At 66.5% G+C, this 13742-nt stretch carries 13 protein-coding genes; 8 read left to right on the forward strand and 5 right to left on the reverse strand.

Annotated features, from left to right (window positions below):
- The first annotated feature begins 279 nt into the window (after positions 1–279).
- A complete protein-coding gene (locus IB258_RS18925) occupies positions 280–1521 on the forward strand; it encodes an MFS transporter (protein WP_192353011.1) in 1242 nt (413 codons plus the stop codon).
- Positions 1522–1529: 8 nt separating this feature from the next.
- Here the strand turns inward: IB258_RS18925 and IB258_RS18930 are convergent, their stop codons facing one another.
- A complete protein-coding gene (locus IB258_RS18930) occupies positions 1530–1910 on the reverse strand; it encodes a cupin domain-containing protein (RefSeq protein ID WP_054458825.1) in 381 nt (126 codons plus the stop codon).
- A gap of 83 nt (positions 1911–1993) precedes the next feature.
- Here IB258_RS18930 and IB258_RS18935 point away from each other — a divergent pair, with 83 nt between their 5' ends.
- From IB258_RS18935 to IB258_RS18945, 3 genes are all read left to right on the forward strand, one after another.
- Positions 1994–2233: an Arm DNA-binding domain-containing protein gene (locus tag IB258_RS18935; protein WP_054458828.1), complete on the forward strand. Its 240-nt coding sequence runs from the start codon at positions 1994–1996 to the stop codon at positions 2231–2233.
- A complete protein-coding gene (locus tag IB258_RS18940) occupies positions 2230–2778 on the forward strand; it encodes an ureidoglycolate lyase (protein WP_054458830.1) in 549 nt (182 codons plus the stop codon). Before IB258_RS18935 ends, IB258_RS18940 begins: the two co-directional genes overlap by 4 nt.
- Before the next feature lie 101 nt (positions 2779–2879).
- Complete coding sequence (locus tag IB258_RS18945) at positions 2880–4541, forward strand: hypothetical protein (RefSeq protein WP_192353012.1); 1662 nt, start codon at positions 2880–2882, stop codon at positions 4539–4541.
- 21 nt (positions 4542–4562) lie between these two features.
- Here IB258_RS18945 and IB258_RS18950 read toward each other — a convergent pair whose 3' ends face one another.
- On the reverse strand, positions 4563–5150 hold the full coding sequence (locus IB258_RS18950; RefSeq protein WP_192353013.1) for a hypothetical protein: 588 nt from the start codon (positions 5148–5150) through the stop codon (positions 4563–4565).
- A gap of 144 nt (positions 5151–5294) precedes the next feature.
- Between IB258_RS18950 and IB258_RS18955 the strand changes: the two genes are divergently transcribed.
- Together IB258_RS18955 and IB258_RS18960 are read left to right on the forward strand one after the other, a co-directional pair.
- Complete coding sequence (locus tag IB258_RS18955) at positions 5295–6824, forward strand: DUF1254 domain-containing protein (RefSeq protein WP_054458837.1); 1530 nt, start codon at positions 5295–5297, stop codon at positions 6822–6824.
- A gap of 97 nt (positions 6825–6921) precedes the next feature.
- Positions 6922–7851 (forward strand): LysR family transcriptional regulator, encoded by a 930-nt coding sequence (locus IB258_RS18960; RefSeq protein WP_054458840.1) that lies wholly within the window; start codon positions 6922–6924, stop codon positions 7849–7851.
- 9 nt (positions 7852–7860) lie between these two features.
- On the opposite strand, the gene IB258_RS18965 is transcribed toward IB258_RS18960, so the two are convergent.
- Genes IB258_RS18965 through IB258_RS18975 form a run of 3 tightly spaced genes read right to left on the reverse strand, consistent with a single transcriptional unit; the run spans position 7861 to position 10865 of the window.
- Entirely contained in the window at positions 7861–8679 is an 819-nt protein-coding gene (locus IB258_RS18965; protein WP_054458842.1) for an SDR family oxidoreductase, read from the reverse strand.
- A gap of 22 nt (positions 8680–8701) precedes the next feature.
- Positions 8702–9901, reverse strand: a complete 1200-nt coding sequence (locus tag IB258_RS18970) for an ABC transporter substrate-binding protein (protein ID WP_192353014.1) — start codon at positions 9899–9901, stop codon at positions 8702–8704.
- 28 nt (positions 9902–9929) lie between these two features.
- Complete coding sequence (locus tag IB258_RS18975; protein WP_054458847.1) at positions 9930–10865, reverse strand: 3-keto-5-aminohexanoate cleavage protein; 936 nt, start codon at positions 10863–10865, stop codon at positions 9930–9932.
- A 338-nt stretch (positions 10866–11203) separates the two neighbouring features.
- Here IB258_RS18975 and IB258_RS18980 point away from each other — a divergent pair, with 338 nt between their 5' ends.
- Positions 11204–12712 (forward strand): FGGY-family carbohydrate kinase, encoded by a 1509-nt coding sequence (locus IB258_RS18980; protein ID WP_175212724.1) that lies wholly within the window; start codon positions 11204–11206, stop codon positions 12710–12712.
- Positions 12713–12796: 84 nt separating this feature from the next.
- Positions 12797–13738, forward strand: a complete 942-nt coding sequence (locus tag IB258_RS18985) for an ABC transporter permease (protein WP_054458851.1) — start codon at positions 12797–12799, stop codon at positions 13736–13738.
- The last annotated feature ends 4 nt before the right edge of the window (positions 13739–13742 follow it).

Raw genomic sequence — 13742 nt, forward strand, 5'->3', positions numbered from 1 at the left:
AAGGCCGGGCTGGGCGTGCCACATGGTCGTATGCCTGCCAAGAATGATGGGAAAGGCAGCACTGTAACCAGCGTCAGCGGGCAATTGCGCGGCAAATGTAACTTTAGAAAACAAACCGTTAACAACACTGCCGCCGCTGTCCGGAAAGGGGCAGCGCTGGCATTCCCGCCATGCATGCAGCGGACAAAAAATAATCGGTTGATGCGCGCGTCCTGCGGCCCTGTAATGGACGCCGGTGCCTGCTCGCACGCAGGCGACGTTCCACTGCCGAGGTCCGCCATGCCCGTCCTGCGCAAGTCTTCACTCGATGCTTCTCAGCTGTTGCTGCTGGTGCTGGCCGGCGGCGTCATCATGGGCCTGGCGCTGGGCGTGCGCCACGTGCAGGGCCTGTTCCTCCTGCCCGTCACGATGGACCGGGGCTGGAGCCGCGAGACCTTCGCCATGGCGCTGGCGGTGCAGAACCTGACCTGGGGCGTGGTCCAGCCCTTTACCGGCATGATTGCCGACCGCTACGGCTCGGCCAAGGTGATCGCGGGCGGGCTGGTGTTCTATGCGCTGGGGTTGGTAGGCATGGCGCATGCCACTACGCCCGCCGGGTTCCTGTGGACCGCCGGGGTATGCATAGGCATCGCGCTGTCCGGCACTGCATTTGCCGCGATCTACGGCGCGCTCAGCCGGCTGGTGGCGCCCGAGCGCCGCAGCTGGGCGCTGGGCGTGGCGGGCGCCGTGGGCGGCCTGGGCCAGTTCGCCATGGTGCCGGCCGCCCAATGGCTGATCAGCGGCTGGGGCTGGGTCGCGGCCCTGCTGTCGTTCGCGCTGGCGTTGGCCGTGCTGCTGCCCCTGGCTTGGCCGCTGCGGGAGTCTCCCGGCCGGGAGCAGGGCGCGTCCGCGGGCGAGGCGGGGCTGTCCATGTCCGCGGCCATACGCGAGGCCTTCGCCCAGCCCGGCTTCTGGTTGCTGAACCTGGGTTTCCTGGCCTGCGGTTTCCAGCTGGCCTTCATCGGCACGCATTTGCCCGCCTACCTGATGGACAAAGGCCTGCGCGCGTCCGACGCGGTGGCGGCGTTGGCCATCATCGCGCTGACCAACGTCATGGGCACTTATGTCTGCGGCGTCCTGGGCGGACGCCACCGCCGCAAGTACCTGCTGGCCGGCATCTACCTGCTGCGCACGGCCGCCATCGCGCTGTTCGTGCTGCTGCCGCTGTCGTCGTGGACCGTATATGTGTTCGCGGCGGTCATGGGCTTTGTCTGGCTGGGCACGGTGCCGCTCACCAACGGGCTGATATCCCAGGTGTTCGGCGTGCGCTACATCACGACCCTGTTCGGCTTCGTGTTCTTCGGCCACCAGCTCGGTTCCTTCCTGGGCGTGTGGCTGGGCGGCGTGGTGTTCGAGGCCACGGGGTCCTACGACCTGATCTGGCTGGGCGCGATGGCGCTGGGCGTGCTGTCGGCGGCGCTGCATTGGCCGATAGACGACCGCGAGATTCCCCGCGTCCGCACCGCGGGCGCGCCCGGATAGCGGGTGGCCTACAGCGGCCGGTGCTGCGTGCCCGCGCCCATGGTGATGTGCAGCATGCGGCAGGGACCGGCCACCTTGAGCGTGTGCCAGATGCCCTTGGGGACCACATAGGCGTCGCCCGCCTGCATCCGCACGGCCTGCTCGCCCGTCGGCCATTCCAGCCGCAATTCCGCGGCGCCTTCGATCAGGCGCAAGACCTCGTCGGCCTGCGGGTGCATTTCCCATTGCGGCCAGTCCTTTTCGAAGGCGTATTCGGACACCAGCCAGCCGCGGCCGAACCGCTCCAGTTCCTCTTCGGGCTGCGACCAGAAGGCGTTGCCGCCTTCGACGGCACTACAGGCGCCTGAGGCGTCCAGCAGGAGATAGTGCGACGACAGATTGGTAGTCATGTTGCGCTTCCTGGGGTGAGGAGTGTCGGGCCAGTGTAAAGCGATATCATGTGCATCTTCATCGGCTATAACAGGAGAGGGCGATGCGCCAGGGATTCGACGGGGTCAGGCCCGCGTCCGAGTCTTCCATCGAGATCGGCTTCTTCTATGAAGGCCGGCATTGCGTCGAACGCATCCGGGCCAAGCCCACCGCCGCCAACCTCAAGCGCGCCGCCGACAGGCGGGCCGCCATTCTCGAGGCCATCGCGCGCGGCGAATTCGACTACGACGCCGAGTTTCCCAAGCGCGGCGGCGCGACCAAGCCACCACAGGGTTCCGCATGACGAGCGACAAGCAGCTGGACATCAACGATCTGACGCCGGACGCCTTCAGGGCCTACGGTTGGATGCTGGGCAAGCCCATGCCGGACGGCAATGGCGTGCCGCTGTTCTCCAATCCGGATACTGACTTCTGGCAGGAGCATCTGTTCAACACCGGCGCCGGCGGCGACGCCGAGCTGCTGTGGGTCAACTACCGCAGCCAGTCCTTTGAAATCTCCAGCCTGGAAAAGCATCTGCTGACGCAGCAGGCCATCGTGCCGCTGACGGGCGAGATCATCCAGGTCGTGGCGCGCAGCGCGGCTGACGGCAGTCCGGACCTGGCCACGCTCGCGGCATTCCGCGTGCCGCAGGGGCAGGGCGTCTGCATGCGCCCGGGCTGCTGGCACGCCACGCGCGTCACGGACGAGGAAGTCACCTGCCTGATGCTGACCCGCCGTTCCACCACAGTGGACCTGATCCAGCACCTGACCACGGATGCTTCCGCCAGCGAAAGCGCCATTGTCGCGATTCCGGTCCAACGGCTCGAAGCCCAGGCCCAGGCCGCCTAAACGCTGATCTTCGCCGCTAGTCGCGGCGTATTCCCGCTTACCGGCAGGCAGGCGGGATGGCAGACTGCCGCCTCCGGTCATAGCAACCCAAGAATTCCCCCATGAGTGAAGTATCGATCGAGGCGCTGAGACGAAATCTCGCAGCCAAGATAAAGCAGGCCACCCAAACACCCAATCCGCCGCCCACCCGCTGGCAGCGCCTGCGCCAGCGCTTCCTGACTCGCGATCCCAAGGCCCGCGGCCTGCGTGTCCTGACCGTGGTCACGCTGCTGTATCTCTACATCGAATTCAGCTTCAGCGCCTGGCTGCTGGACGTGATGTCTGAAAACGCCAGCAACCGCGTGGACACGGCCGAGGCATGGGGACGCCTGATTTCGGGCTTTGCCGTGGCCCTGCTGGTCTGGCCCGTCATTTTCGCGCGCACCCGCCGATGGCGGATCACGGTGCCGTTGTTGATCGTTGTGTCGCTGGCCATCATCACCGCGGTGTATCAGGGGGAGCGCAAGCTGATCGACTCCCTGGTGGACAGCTCCACCGCTGAAAGCCGCGCCGCCGCCGTCACTGGCGCCTTGCTGCGTCAAGGGCTGGCCACCGGCACCGTAAGCGCCAGCATGCTCGATGGGCTATGGGCCGACGAGAACGCACAGTCGGTGGCCGGCAAGGCTTTCGTGGGCGTGGTGTCCTACATGGCCGCGCAATCCGACGCGGCGCGCCGGCAGACCATGGCGATCGCGCCCGAGGTGGTGCGCGCCGTGATCGAACAGAACGTGGGCGGGCGGGACGCGGAGTACCAGCGTTTCGTCGACAGCCAGGAAGATATCCGCGGCCGCCACAAATACTTCTACGAGCGCGGCATCCAGAACCACCAGAAAGAACTGGCGCGAATCCCGGCGCGCGCCGAGCGCGATTGGGAACACTACCTGGACCGGCTGGACGCCAAGAACCGCAAGTGGGGCCGCGCCCGCCTGCGCGACCGCAGCGGCGAGCTGGTACCCGGCTTCGTGGCGCCGCGCGTGCGGGACGAAGTGCGCAAGATGGGGCTGGACGTGCCCGATTCCTGGCGCACCGGCGACAAAGCCTACTTCGTGCGCCTGGCGCAGCAGAAGTACCGCAAGCAGATGGACGAGGCGCTGCAACGCGAACTGGAAGGCATGCCGCCCAATCTGGGGCTGGAGGCGTTTGCCGCGCATCCGGTCGTGCAGAAGAAATGGCGCATGAGCCTGGGCTATCCGGACAAGGTGGCGCGCCTGACGCTGGCCGTGATCTCGGCGGACGAATTCAACAAGCGCTACTACCAGCCGGTGCTGGCCGGCCGCACCATGGACCGCCTGCAGGACTACCGCAGCCAGGCCCGCGACTACGGCGCCGGCGGCAAGCGCGAGGCCGAAGGAAAAAAGGCCTATGAAGCCATGATCGCGCCCGTGTTCGCCCTGACGCTGTCGCTGCTGGGCGCCCTGGTCCACATCGGCAAGACCAGCCTGCTGCTGGCGCAGCTTGCGAGCGGCTGGCGCTTCAGGAGTCCGCTGGTCAAGGCGGGGGCGCTATTGGCCGCGGTGCTGCTGGTCTGCCTGCTGGCGCGCGCGGCCATCAGCACGCCGCTGACCTCGCATTCCACCTACCAGGCGTGGACGCAAGCCGCGGGCGGGCAGCCGGTGTTGACGGCGGTGCTGGACACCATGATCAAGATGCAGTCGCTGGCCTACCCCGTGTTCGACGTGGCCAGGCAGGGGCTGGAATTCGTGGCGGGCAAGGCGTCCCGCTAGAGTGCGGAGCCGCCCTCGCCGTCAATCCGCTTCGCTGTATTCGTAGCCCAGGCGGGCGAACAGCGGCCACTTGTTGCGGTAGCTGGCTGTCCAGCACATGCCGTAGTAGGCCTCGAATGGCTCTTCCACCTTGTGGACCTGGATTCGCGCGGCCGCCTCGGCGTCCGCGGGACTGAAAGCCTGGCCCGGTGTCGGGTATAGATCGCCCTCCCATATCGGCTTGCCGCAGTGGGCGCAAAAGTTGGTCCATTGCCCTTGCTTGTCGGGGTTCTGGCGGTAGTGGGGAGACAGTGCCTGCATGGCCTGCGCCACCGCGGGCGACAGCAGCCCGGTCTGGGAAATCAGCGCGGGATCGGCAATATCCAGCCATTGCGGCGGGCTGAACAGCCACGTGTTGAAATCCGTGGGGCTCAGCCCGGGGCTGTCGGCATCGGCTTCGTCCAGCTCGATGTCGGCTTCCGTGCATTGATGGCCGGGCGGCACCGCCAGGGCGTGCACCGGCGTTTCTTCGCCGCAGCGCGTGCACGCATGCGTCGCCTGCAGCACGAAGTAAGAGGACGCGCGTATGTTCATCTGCGGGTATTCCGCGGCCGGATCTTGCGTATGCATGGGTTGGTGCTGTTCCTGTTCTGGCTCGCTGTTTCTTCTACATCGCCAGGAAATATGCCAGAATTCCCCGGACTTTACGCTTTGAATGCGATGCCGGCCGCATGGGCGTCGCCAACCTCACGCAGTGTTGTGTTGGAGCACCGGATGCGCGATAGCCAGAGTAGCACTGGATTTTCCTCCAAGGTCCGCGGCAGCGGTCCCGCGCTGATGGCGGCGCGCCTGATGGTCGCGGCCGCGCTGGCGGGCGGACTGGCGGGATGCGCCTTCAACTCCCATGATTCGAGCGGTTCGCAATCGGTAGGCATCGACGGCGTCACCGCGCAGCAGGCGCGCGCCATCGCCCGCGAAGCCTATCTCTACGGCACGCCCATGGTCGCAAGCTACCAGACCATGCATGCCTTCAGCATCGACAAGAACAACCCCCAGTACAAAGGTCCGTTCAATACGGTCAACAACGTCGCGCGCGTCTTCACGCCCGAAGACACCGCCTTCGTCACGCCCAACGCCGACACGCCGTACACCTTCGCGGTGCTGGACCTGCGCGCCGAACCCGTGGTCATCACCGTGCCCGCCATGGAGCCGCGCCGCTACTTCGTGCTGCAGCTGATGGACCTGTACACCTACAACTTCGCCTACATCGGCAGCCGCAGCACGGGCAATGGCGGCGGCCGGTTCCTGGTGGCCGGCCCGCGCTGGAAGGGCAAGGCGCCGGCAGGCATCACCAAGGTAATCCGGTCGGAGACCGATCTGGTCAATCTGGTCGGGCGCACCCAGCTCTTTAATGCGGGCGACCTGCCCAACGTCAAGCGCATCCAGTCACGCTACAAGATCCAGACGCTGTCCGCCTACCGCAAGCAGCGCGCGCCGGAACCGGCGCCGGCGGTGGACTGGATAGCGCCCGAGCCGCCCGCGCAGATGCGCAGTTCGCTGGAGTTCTACAACCAGCTTGCCTTCCTGCTGCAGTTCGCGCCGACCCATTCTTCGGAACAATCATTGCGCGAACGCTTTGCCAGCATCGGCCTGGAACCCGGCCGGGAGTTCGACTTCAACAGCATGAACCCCGCGTTGCGCCGCGCCTTGCAGGAAGGCATGCACGACGGCCAGAACGATATCGACAAGAACCGCGAGGCCCTGAATGGCAAGACCGATCGACTCTTCGGGGACCGCAATACGCTGAAGAACGATTACCTCGCACGCGCCACCGGCACGCAGGTCGGCATCGGCGGCAACAGCCGCGAGGAAGCGCTCTATCCCGTGTTGGAAAACGACAGCACAGGCCAGCCGCTGGACGGCCGCAACAAATACACCTTGCGCTTCGCCCCGCGCAGCCTGCCGCCCGTCAACGCATTCTGGTCCATGACCATGTATCGCCTGCCCGAACAGCTGCTGGCGTCCAATCCGCTCAAGCGGTACCTGATCAATTCGTCCATGCTGCCGTCGCTCAAACGCGATCGCGATGGCGGCATCACGATCTACATCCAGTCGGAGTCGCCCGGCAAGGGCAAGGAGTCCAACTGGCTGCCCGCGCCGGCGGGGCCCTTCATGGTCACGTTGAGGTACTACTGGCCCAAGCCCGCGCTGCTGGAAGGCAAGTGGACTTCGCCGCAGATTGAACGGGCCAGACAGGCGCCGCAGGCGCGGTCCGCGCCTTCCCCGCTCCAGGTTCGACACTAGCGGCGGTCTGGGCTACAAGAAGGCCTCGCGCAGGCCGGCCATCGACGTCCGGCCGGGCGCAGTCGGGCAACCGACCACCCAGGGAGGCTCGCGCCGCATGAAGCGCAATTTCAATATTCACGACCTGCGCATTTTCTACGCGGTGGTCATGACCGGATCGACCCGGCAGGCCGCGCAGTCCATGCACCTGACGCAGCCGGCGGTCAGCCACGCGATATCCCGCCTGGAAGGCGCGACCGGCGTGCAGCTGTTTGACCGGTCCCACAAGACCTTGCGTCCGACCGAGGCCGGACAGTACCTGTACAGCGAGGCCAAGTTCGTGCTGGACGAGCTGGTCCGCATCGACGAGGCCCTGCACAGCATCGAACAATTCGGCGGGCGCGGCCTGCGCATCGCGTCTTCGCCCGCGCTGGCGCTGGGCTACGCGCCCGACGCGGTGCGGCGCTATCTGGACGCCAACGGCACCCGGCCTTTTTCCATCGACATCGAATCATCCGTGCAGGCCATCAGCGCGGTCGAAACCATGCGCGCGGACTTCGGCCTGGGCGCGGTGGAGCGCGACAGCGCCCGCCTGGCGTTCACGCCGTTTCTGCGCGCCGACGTCATGGCCATCGCGCATCGCGACCACCCCTTGGCCGGGCGCGACACCATCGCGGCGGCCGATATACCGCCAGACACCTATGTGAAGCCCTTGTGGTCCGACTATGTAGTGGCCCAGGGCGACATCGCGGATACGCTGCTGCTTAGCTCGGGCATGCGGGCGCACATGTCGCTGCTGCCCGGCACGGTGCGGGCGGTCCGGGGCATCAGCCTGGTCAATGCGCTCTCCGCCTGGGACATCGTGGCGGCCTATCCCGATCTGGTCGCCCGGCCCCTGGCGTCGCGGCAGTGGTTCGATTTCTACCTCATCACCCGCAAGGAAGAGCGCGGCCAGGACCTGGCCGAGCGGCTGCTGGACGCCCTGCGCGCCACGGCTCAGGACCGCCGCCAGGGCGTCTATGCGCATACGGTCCAGTTGCTGGAGTAGACGGCGGCCTTACTCCGCCGGCGGCTGCCAGGGCAGCGATTGCAGGTCGCCGTCTATGCTGATCGCCTGCCCGCTGATCATCGCTCCGAACGGGCTGGCCAGGAACAAAGCCATGTTGGCGATGTCGGCGGCCCGCACGAACTGCCGCAGGCTGACGCCGGCCAACTCCAGCCGGGTCTCTTCTTCCACGGTCAGGCCCATGTTCCGGGCACGCGCCTCGATCACGCGGTCGATCCGCGGCCCCGCCACCAGTCCGGGCAGCAGCGCGTTGACGCGGATGCCATGGCCGCCCAGTTCGACCGCGAGCGAACGCGTCAAGCCCACCACTCCCCATTTGGTCGCTGCGTAGGGGGTGCGCATGGGGATGCCCATGCGGCCCGCCACCGAACTGATGTTGATGATGCTGCCGCCGCCCGACGTACGCAGCGCCGGCAGCGCATGCCGCACCGTGTGGAATTGCGATGCCAGGTTGATGTCCAGCGTGGCGTCCAGTTCCTGCGGCTGGATGTCCGCGATCCCTGCCGTGGGGCCGGCGATGCCGGCGTTGTTGACCAGCACGTCCAGGCCGCCCAGCTGCGCCAGCGCTTCCTGCATATAGCGGTCGATCTCTTCGCGCCGGCTCACGTCGGCGCGCGACCAGGGGTGAGGGCAGGCCGCCAGCGCCTGCTCATCCACATCGCAGACGTGCACCTTGGCGCCGCGGTCCGCGAATGCGGCGGCGATTGCCGCGCCGATACCGGCGGCGCCCGCGGTCACGATGACGCGCTTGCCGGACAGATCCACGGGCAACGCGGAAATGTCCCCCGGAACAACGTTCTTCATAGTCATGCCAGATCCTTGCCGTTACGGCTCAGGGCTTCATCAAACGGCAGGCCGATTCCGCCGGCGAGGTATAGACCTGATCGCCCGGCACGCGGGCCACCAGCTTGTAGTAGTCCCAGGGCGCCTTCGACTCCGACGGGCTCTTCACCTGCATCAGGAACATGTCGTGCACCATCAGGCCGTCGGCGCGGATCTTTCCGTCCTTCACGAAGAAGTCATTGACCGGATTCGCCTTCAGCCATTTCATGATGGTGTCGCCATCGGTGCTCTTGGTGGCTTCCACTGCCTTCAGATAGGTCGTGGCGGCGGAATAGTCGCCGGCTTGCAGCATCGACGGCTTTTTCTTCATGGCGGCTTCGAAGCGCGCGGCCCACTTGCGCGAGGCGTCGTCCTGGTCCCAGTACCAGGCCGTGGTCAGATACATGTTCTGCGCGGCTTGCAGTCCCAGCGCGTGCACGTCCGTAATCAATACCAGCAGGCCCGCGATCTTCATCTTGGGCGTCAGGCCGAATTCATTGGCTGCCTTGACGGCATTGCTGGTGTCGCTGGCCGAGTTCGCCAGCCCCAGCACCGATGCGCCGGATGCCTGCGCCTGCAGGATGAAGGAAGAGAAATCCGCCGCGTTCAGCGGGTGCCGGACCCGCCCCTTGACGTTGCCGCCGTCGGCCTGCACCACCGCTGAGGCATCGCGCTCCAGCGCGTGTCCGAAGGCGTGGTCCACCGTCAGGAAGTACCAGTCCTTGTTGCCTTCCTTCATCATCGCGCGGGCCGTGCCGCGCGCCAGCGAAACCGTGTCGTACACATAGTGCACGGTGTAGGGCGTGCATTGCGAATTCGTCAGCTCGGAGGCGCCCGCGCTCACCACGAAGAACGGCGTCTTCTTTTCTTCGGCCACTTTCGCCATCGCCAGCGCTGCCGCGGAATTGGCGCCCGCAATCAGCATGTTCACGCCCTTCTGGTCCAGCCATTCGCGCGCCCTGGACGAGGCGATGTCGGCCCGGTTCTGGTGGTCTGCCACCAGCACCTCGACCTTTTTCCCCGCCACCACGCCGCCCAGGTCCGCCACCGCCATTTTGATCGCCTCGGCTCCGCCCGGGCCGTCGGCATCCGCCGACAGGCCGGACATGTCGGTGATGAAGCCGATGCGGATCACGCCGTCGTCTGCCTGCGCCATGCCGGCCGTCCCCAACAGCGTCGCGAGCGCGGCTGCGCACAATGTCTTTTTCATGTCTGTCTCCCCACTGAATGGATCTGGTTCAGAACGCGACGTTGTCGCGGCCCTTCAATTGCAGCGTTTCGCGCGCCTCGTCGGGCGTGGCAATCTGTAGCGAAAGGTCTTCCAGGATGCGGCGGATGCGCCGCACCTGGTCCGCGTTCGAGTGCGCCAATTCTCCCGGCCCGTCCCAAAGCGAGTCCTCCAAGCCCACGCGCACGTTGCCGCCCAGGGTGGCCGCCATGGTCGCCAGCGGCGTCTGCTTGCGTCCGGCGGCCAGCACCGACCAGATGTAGTCGTCGCCGAACAGGCGGTCCGCGGTGCGCTTCATCATCATCACGTCTTCGGGATGCGTGCCGATGCCGCCGCGTATGCCGAACACGGACTGGATCAGGAAGGGCGGCTTGAGCAGCTTGCGGTCGACGAAATGCGCCGCCGTATACAGGTGCCCGATGTCGTAGCACTCGATCTCGAAGCGCGTGCCGTTGTCGCCGCACGAGGTCAGGATGCGCTCGATGTCCTTGAAGGTGTTCTTGAAGATCAGGTCATTGCTGCCTTCGAGATACGGACGTTCCCAGGCGTGCTTGAACTCCTTGAATCGCTCCAGCAGTTCATACATGCCGAAGTTCATCGAACCCATGTTCAGCGAGGCCACCTCGGGCTTGAATTGCAGCGCGGGCGCCATGCGGTCGGCAAGCGGCAGCACGGGCGAGCCGCCCGTGGTGATGTTGATCACCACGTCCGAAGCGTTCTTGATGCGGGGCAGGAACTGCGCATACAGCGCGGGGTCCTGGGTAGGCTGCCCGGTATCGGGCTGGCGCGCATGCAGATGCACGATGGCGGCGCCGGCCTTGGCCGCATCCAACGCGGACTGCGCGATCTCATCGGGCGTGACGGGCAGATGGGGCGACATCGACGGCGTATGGACCGATCCGGTGATGGCGCAGGTAATGATGACCTTGTTCCTGGACTTTTTCATGGGCCTCGGGCTGCGCGCTTGCGCATGCGTTCTTGATGGTTTTCATGGCCCCGGTTGTCTCCTCCGGGTGTGGGCCATTCTGTCCCACGCCCGCGGCCCGTGTCACCTGAACAGAAATAATCAATTGATAGGATTTCCGGTGCTGCGGTGCAGCGACGCTGGGCGCCAGCGCTGCGCGCGGGCCCTGACAGGACTACAATTTGCCTATGCCGGAACGCCCGTTCCGACGGCCATCCGATCACGCAGAAGCCGCCTCCCATGCTTGATATCCAGACCCTCCGCCCGCTGCGGGCCATGCAGCCCGGGCGCGGCCAGATCCGCCTGATGCAGGTGCCGGCATGAGCTACGTCCTGGCAGTGGATCTGGGTGGCACGCGCTTTCGCGCCGCGTTGGTGGACGATCGCGGCGGCATCGCGCATTCGTGTTTCATCGAAAGTCCGGCGCGTGCCAGCCCCGCCGCTCATCCTGGCTGGGACGAGATCGACGCCGATGCCTGGTGGAACGGGCTGCAAGCCCTGACCGATGCGCTGGCGGCGCAGGCGGACGCCGCTTTCAGTGCGGTAGAGGCCATCGCGATCTGCGGCGTCACGCGCACGCAGGTCTTCATCGATGCGCACGGCGCTGCCATCCGGCCGGCGATCACCTGGCGCGATACGCGCGCGGCGGCGGACGTGGGCGCGTGGCTCGCGTCCATGCCGTCCTCCCATCCCGAGCATGGACAGATCAACGCCTTCCATCCCTGGGCGCGCGTGGCCTGGCTGTTGCACGCAGAGCCAGAGCACGCGGCGCGGGTGCGGCTGGTGCTGGAACCCAAGGATTATCTGAATTTCCGCCTGACCGGACGCACCGTGAGCGACACCGTGTCGATGGCGCGCCTGGCGGCGGCCGCCACGGCCGGACCGGACTGCGCCGACCTGCTGACGGCGGTGGGGGCCAATCCGGCCTGGGTACCGCGTCTGCTCGATCCGCTGGAGGTCGTAGGCGTCGTGCAAAAGGGTCTATCGGGCGCGTTGGCGCGTCTGTCGGGACGTCCTGTCGTGGCTTGCGCCAACGACACCTGGGCGGCCGTGGCCGGCCTGGGCGCACTGCGGCCGGGTTACGCCTACAACATCTCCGGCACCACCGAAGTTTTCGGCGCCGTGGGCGCCGAGCCGGTGCAGGCGCAAGGCCTGATGACGGTGGACTGGGGCGGCGGACATCATCAGATCGGCGGGCCAGGCCAGAATGGCGCGGATACGGTGGCGTGGCTCTTGCCGCTGCTGGGCCGCCTGGGCGACGAAGGCATGGCCGGGGTGGGCGAGGCCATGGACGCCTTGCTCGATGCGCCGCGCGATCCGCAACCGGCGCTGTTCCTGCCCTATCTGCAAGGCGAACGGGTGCCGTATTGGGATCCGCACCTGCGCGGCGCTTTTCTGGGCTTGAACCGTCGCCACGGCCCCGGCGACTTGGCCTGGGCCGTGCTGGAAGGCGTGGCCTTTCTCAACCGCATCGTGCTGGAGCGCGCCGAAAGCGCACTGGGCAGTCCTGTGGAAGAGATCCGCTTCGGCGGCGGCGCGGCGTCCAATGCCCAGTGGTGCCAGGTCAAGGCCGACATCTGCGAACGCGCTCTGGTGGTCGGCCAGGCCGAACAGCCCGGCGTACTGGGCGCGGCGGTCGCCGCCTGGACGGGCCTGGGACGCTACGGCAGCTTCGCGGCCGCCCAGGACGCGCTGGTGCGCGTGGCGCAACGCTATGAACCCCAGGCCGAGCGGGCGCACGCCTATCGCCGCATGTATCGCCAGTTCCGCGCCGCGGAAGCCGCGCTGGCGCCAGTATCGCGCGCGCTGGCCGGCATCGACATGGGCTGATGGCCCAGGTATAAACTACCTCGCCATCAGCGGGGCGCAGTGACGCGCCCACATAACAAGCAAAACGCAGCAAGGGTTGAGTCGATGCGCGGCATCCTGGAAAAGTACGGCACGGCAATCGCGGGATTGGTCCTGGTGGTTTTCTTCGCGTTGGCAGCCCCGAATTTCGCGGCGCCCAATAATCTTCTGAACATCGCCAAGGAAACCAGCTTCCTGGCCATCATTGCCATCGGCTTCACGCTGGCGCTGGTCACGGCCGAACTGGACCTGTCGGTGGCCGACGTCGCCAGCCTCGCGGCGGTCGTCACGGGCGCCCTGGTACATACCGGCCAGCCGGTGCTCCTGGCCATAGGCGCGGGCCTGGGCGTAGGCCTGCTGTGCGGCCTCGTGAACGGCATCGCCGTCACGCGGCTGCGCGTGCCCTCGCTGATCGCGACGCTGGGCATGGCAGCCATGGCGCGCGGTTTCGCCTTCATGCTGACCGACGGCGTGTCCTATGTGGGCCGCTGGCCCGCCGCCTTCACCGACCTGGCGCGCGGCAAGCCCTTCGGCATTCCTGCCCTGGTGCTGTGGATGCTGGGCGCCGTGCTGCTGGCGTTCTTCCTGGTGAAATGGACCCGCACCGGGGCCCGCATGACCGCCACCGGCGAGGCCGGCGAATCCGCGCGGCTGGCCGGCATCAACATACGTGCCATGAAAAGCATAGGCCTGGCGCTTTCCGGCCTGTGCGCGGGGCTGGCGGCCGTGCTGCTCACGTCCAGCCTGTCTTCGGCCGCGCCGAATATGGCCGGCGACTACTTCCTGTACGCCATCGCCGCGGTGCTGCTGGGCATGACCATGTTCAACCCCGGCCATGCCAACATACCCGGCACGCTGGTCGCCGCGCTGATCCTCAAGGTGCTGGGCAACGGCCTGGTCCTCATGGGTGCGCCGTATTACGTGCAGGACATCGTTCTGGGCTTCATCATCATCGCGTCCGTCGCGGTGTCATCGGCCGTGCTGAAGAAAGCGGCCTTCAAATTCTGATCGG

Origin of the sequence: Achromobacter sp. ACM02 (genome assembly GCF_014851605.1) — a bacterium.
Lineage (GTDB): Bacteria > Pseudomonadota > Gammaproteobacteria > Burkholderiales > Burkholderiaceae_B > Achromobacter > Achromobacter aegrifaciens.

Bases quoted from the DNA above. Each gene is read 5' to 3' on its own strand.
- IB258_RS18925 (WP_192353011.1), top strand. From the start codon at position 280: ATGCCCGTCCTGCGCAAGTCTTCACTCGATGCTTCTCAGCTGTTGCTG.
- IB258_RS18930 (WP_054458825.1), bottom strand. From the start codon at position 1,910: ATGACTACCAATCTGTCGTCGCACTATCTCCTGCTGGACGCCTCAGGC.
- IB258_RS18935 (WP_054458828.1), top strand. From the start codon at position 1,994: ATGCGCCAGGGATTCGACGGGGTCAGGCCCGCGTCCGAGTCTTCCATC.
- IB258_RS18940 (WP_054458830.1), top strand. From the start codon at position 2,230: ATGACGAGCGACAAGCAGCTGGACATCAACGATCTGACGCCGGACGCC.
- IB258_RS18945 (WP_192353012.1), top strand. From the start codon at position 2,880: ATGAGTGAAGTATCGATCGAGGCGCTGAGACGAAATCTCGCAGCCAAG.
- IB258_RS18950 (WP_192353013.1), bottom strand. From the start codon at position 5,150: ATGCATACGCAAGATCCGGCCGCGGAATACCCGCAGATGAACATACGC.
- IB258_RS18955 (WP_054458837.1), top strand. From the start codon at position 5,295: ATGCGCGATAGCCAGAGTAGCACTGGATTTTCCTCCAAGGTCCGCGGC.
- IB258_RS18960 (WP_054458840.1), top strand. From the start codon at position 6,922: ATGAAGCGCAATTTCAATATTCACGACCTGCGCATTTTCTACGCGGTG.
- IB258_RS18965 (WP_054458842.1), bottom strand. From the start codon at position 8,679: ATGACTATGAAGAACGTTGTTCCGGGGGACATTTCCGCGTTGCCCGTG.
- IB258_RS18970 (WP_192353014.1), bottom strand. From the start codon at position 9,901: ATGAAAAAGACATTGTGCGCAGCCGCGCTCGCGACGCTGTTGGGGACG.
- IB258_RS18975 (WP_054458847.1), bottom strand. From the start codon at position 10,865: ATGAAAAAGTCCAGGAACAAGGTCATCATTACCTGCGCCATCACCGGA.
- IB258_RS18980 (WP_175212724.1), top strand. From the start codon at position 11,204: ATGAGCTACGTCCTGGCAGTGGATCTGGGTGGCACGCGCTTTCGCGCC.
- IB258_RS18985 (WP_054458851.1), top strand. From the start codon at position 12,797: ATGCGCGGCATCCTGGAAAAGTACGGCACGGCAATCGCGGGATTGGTC.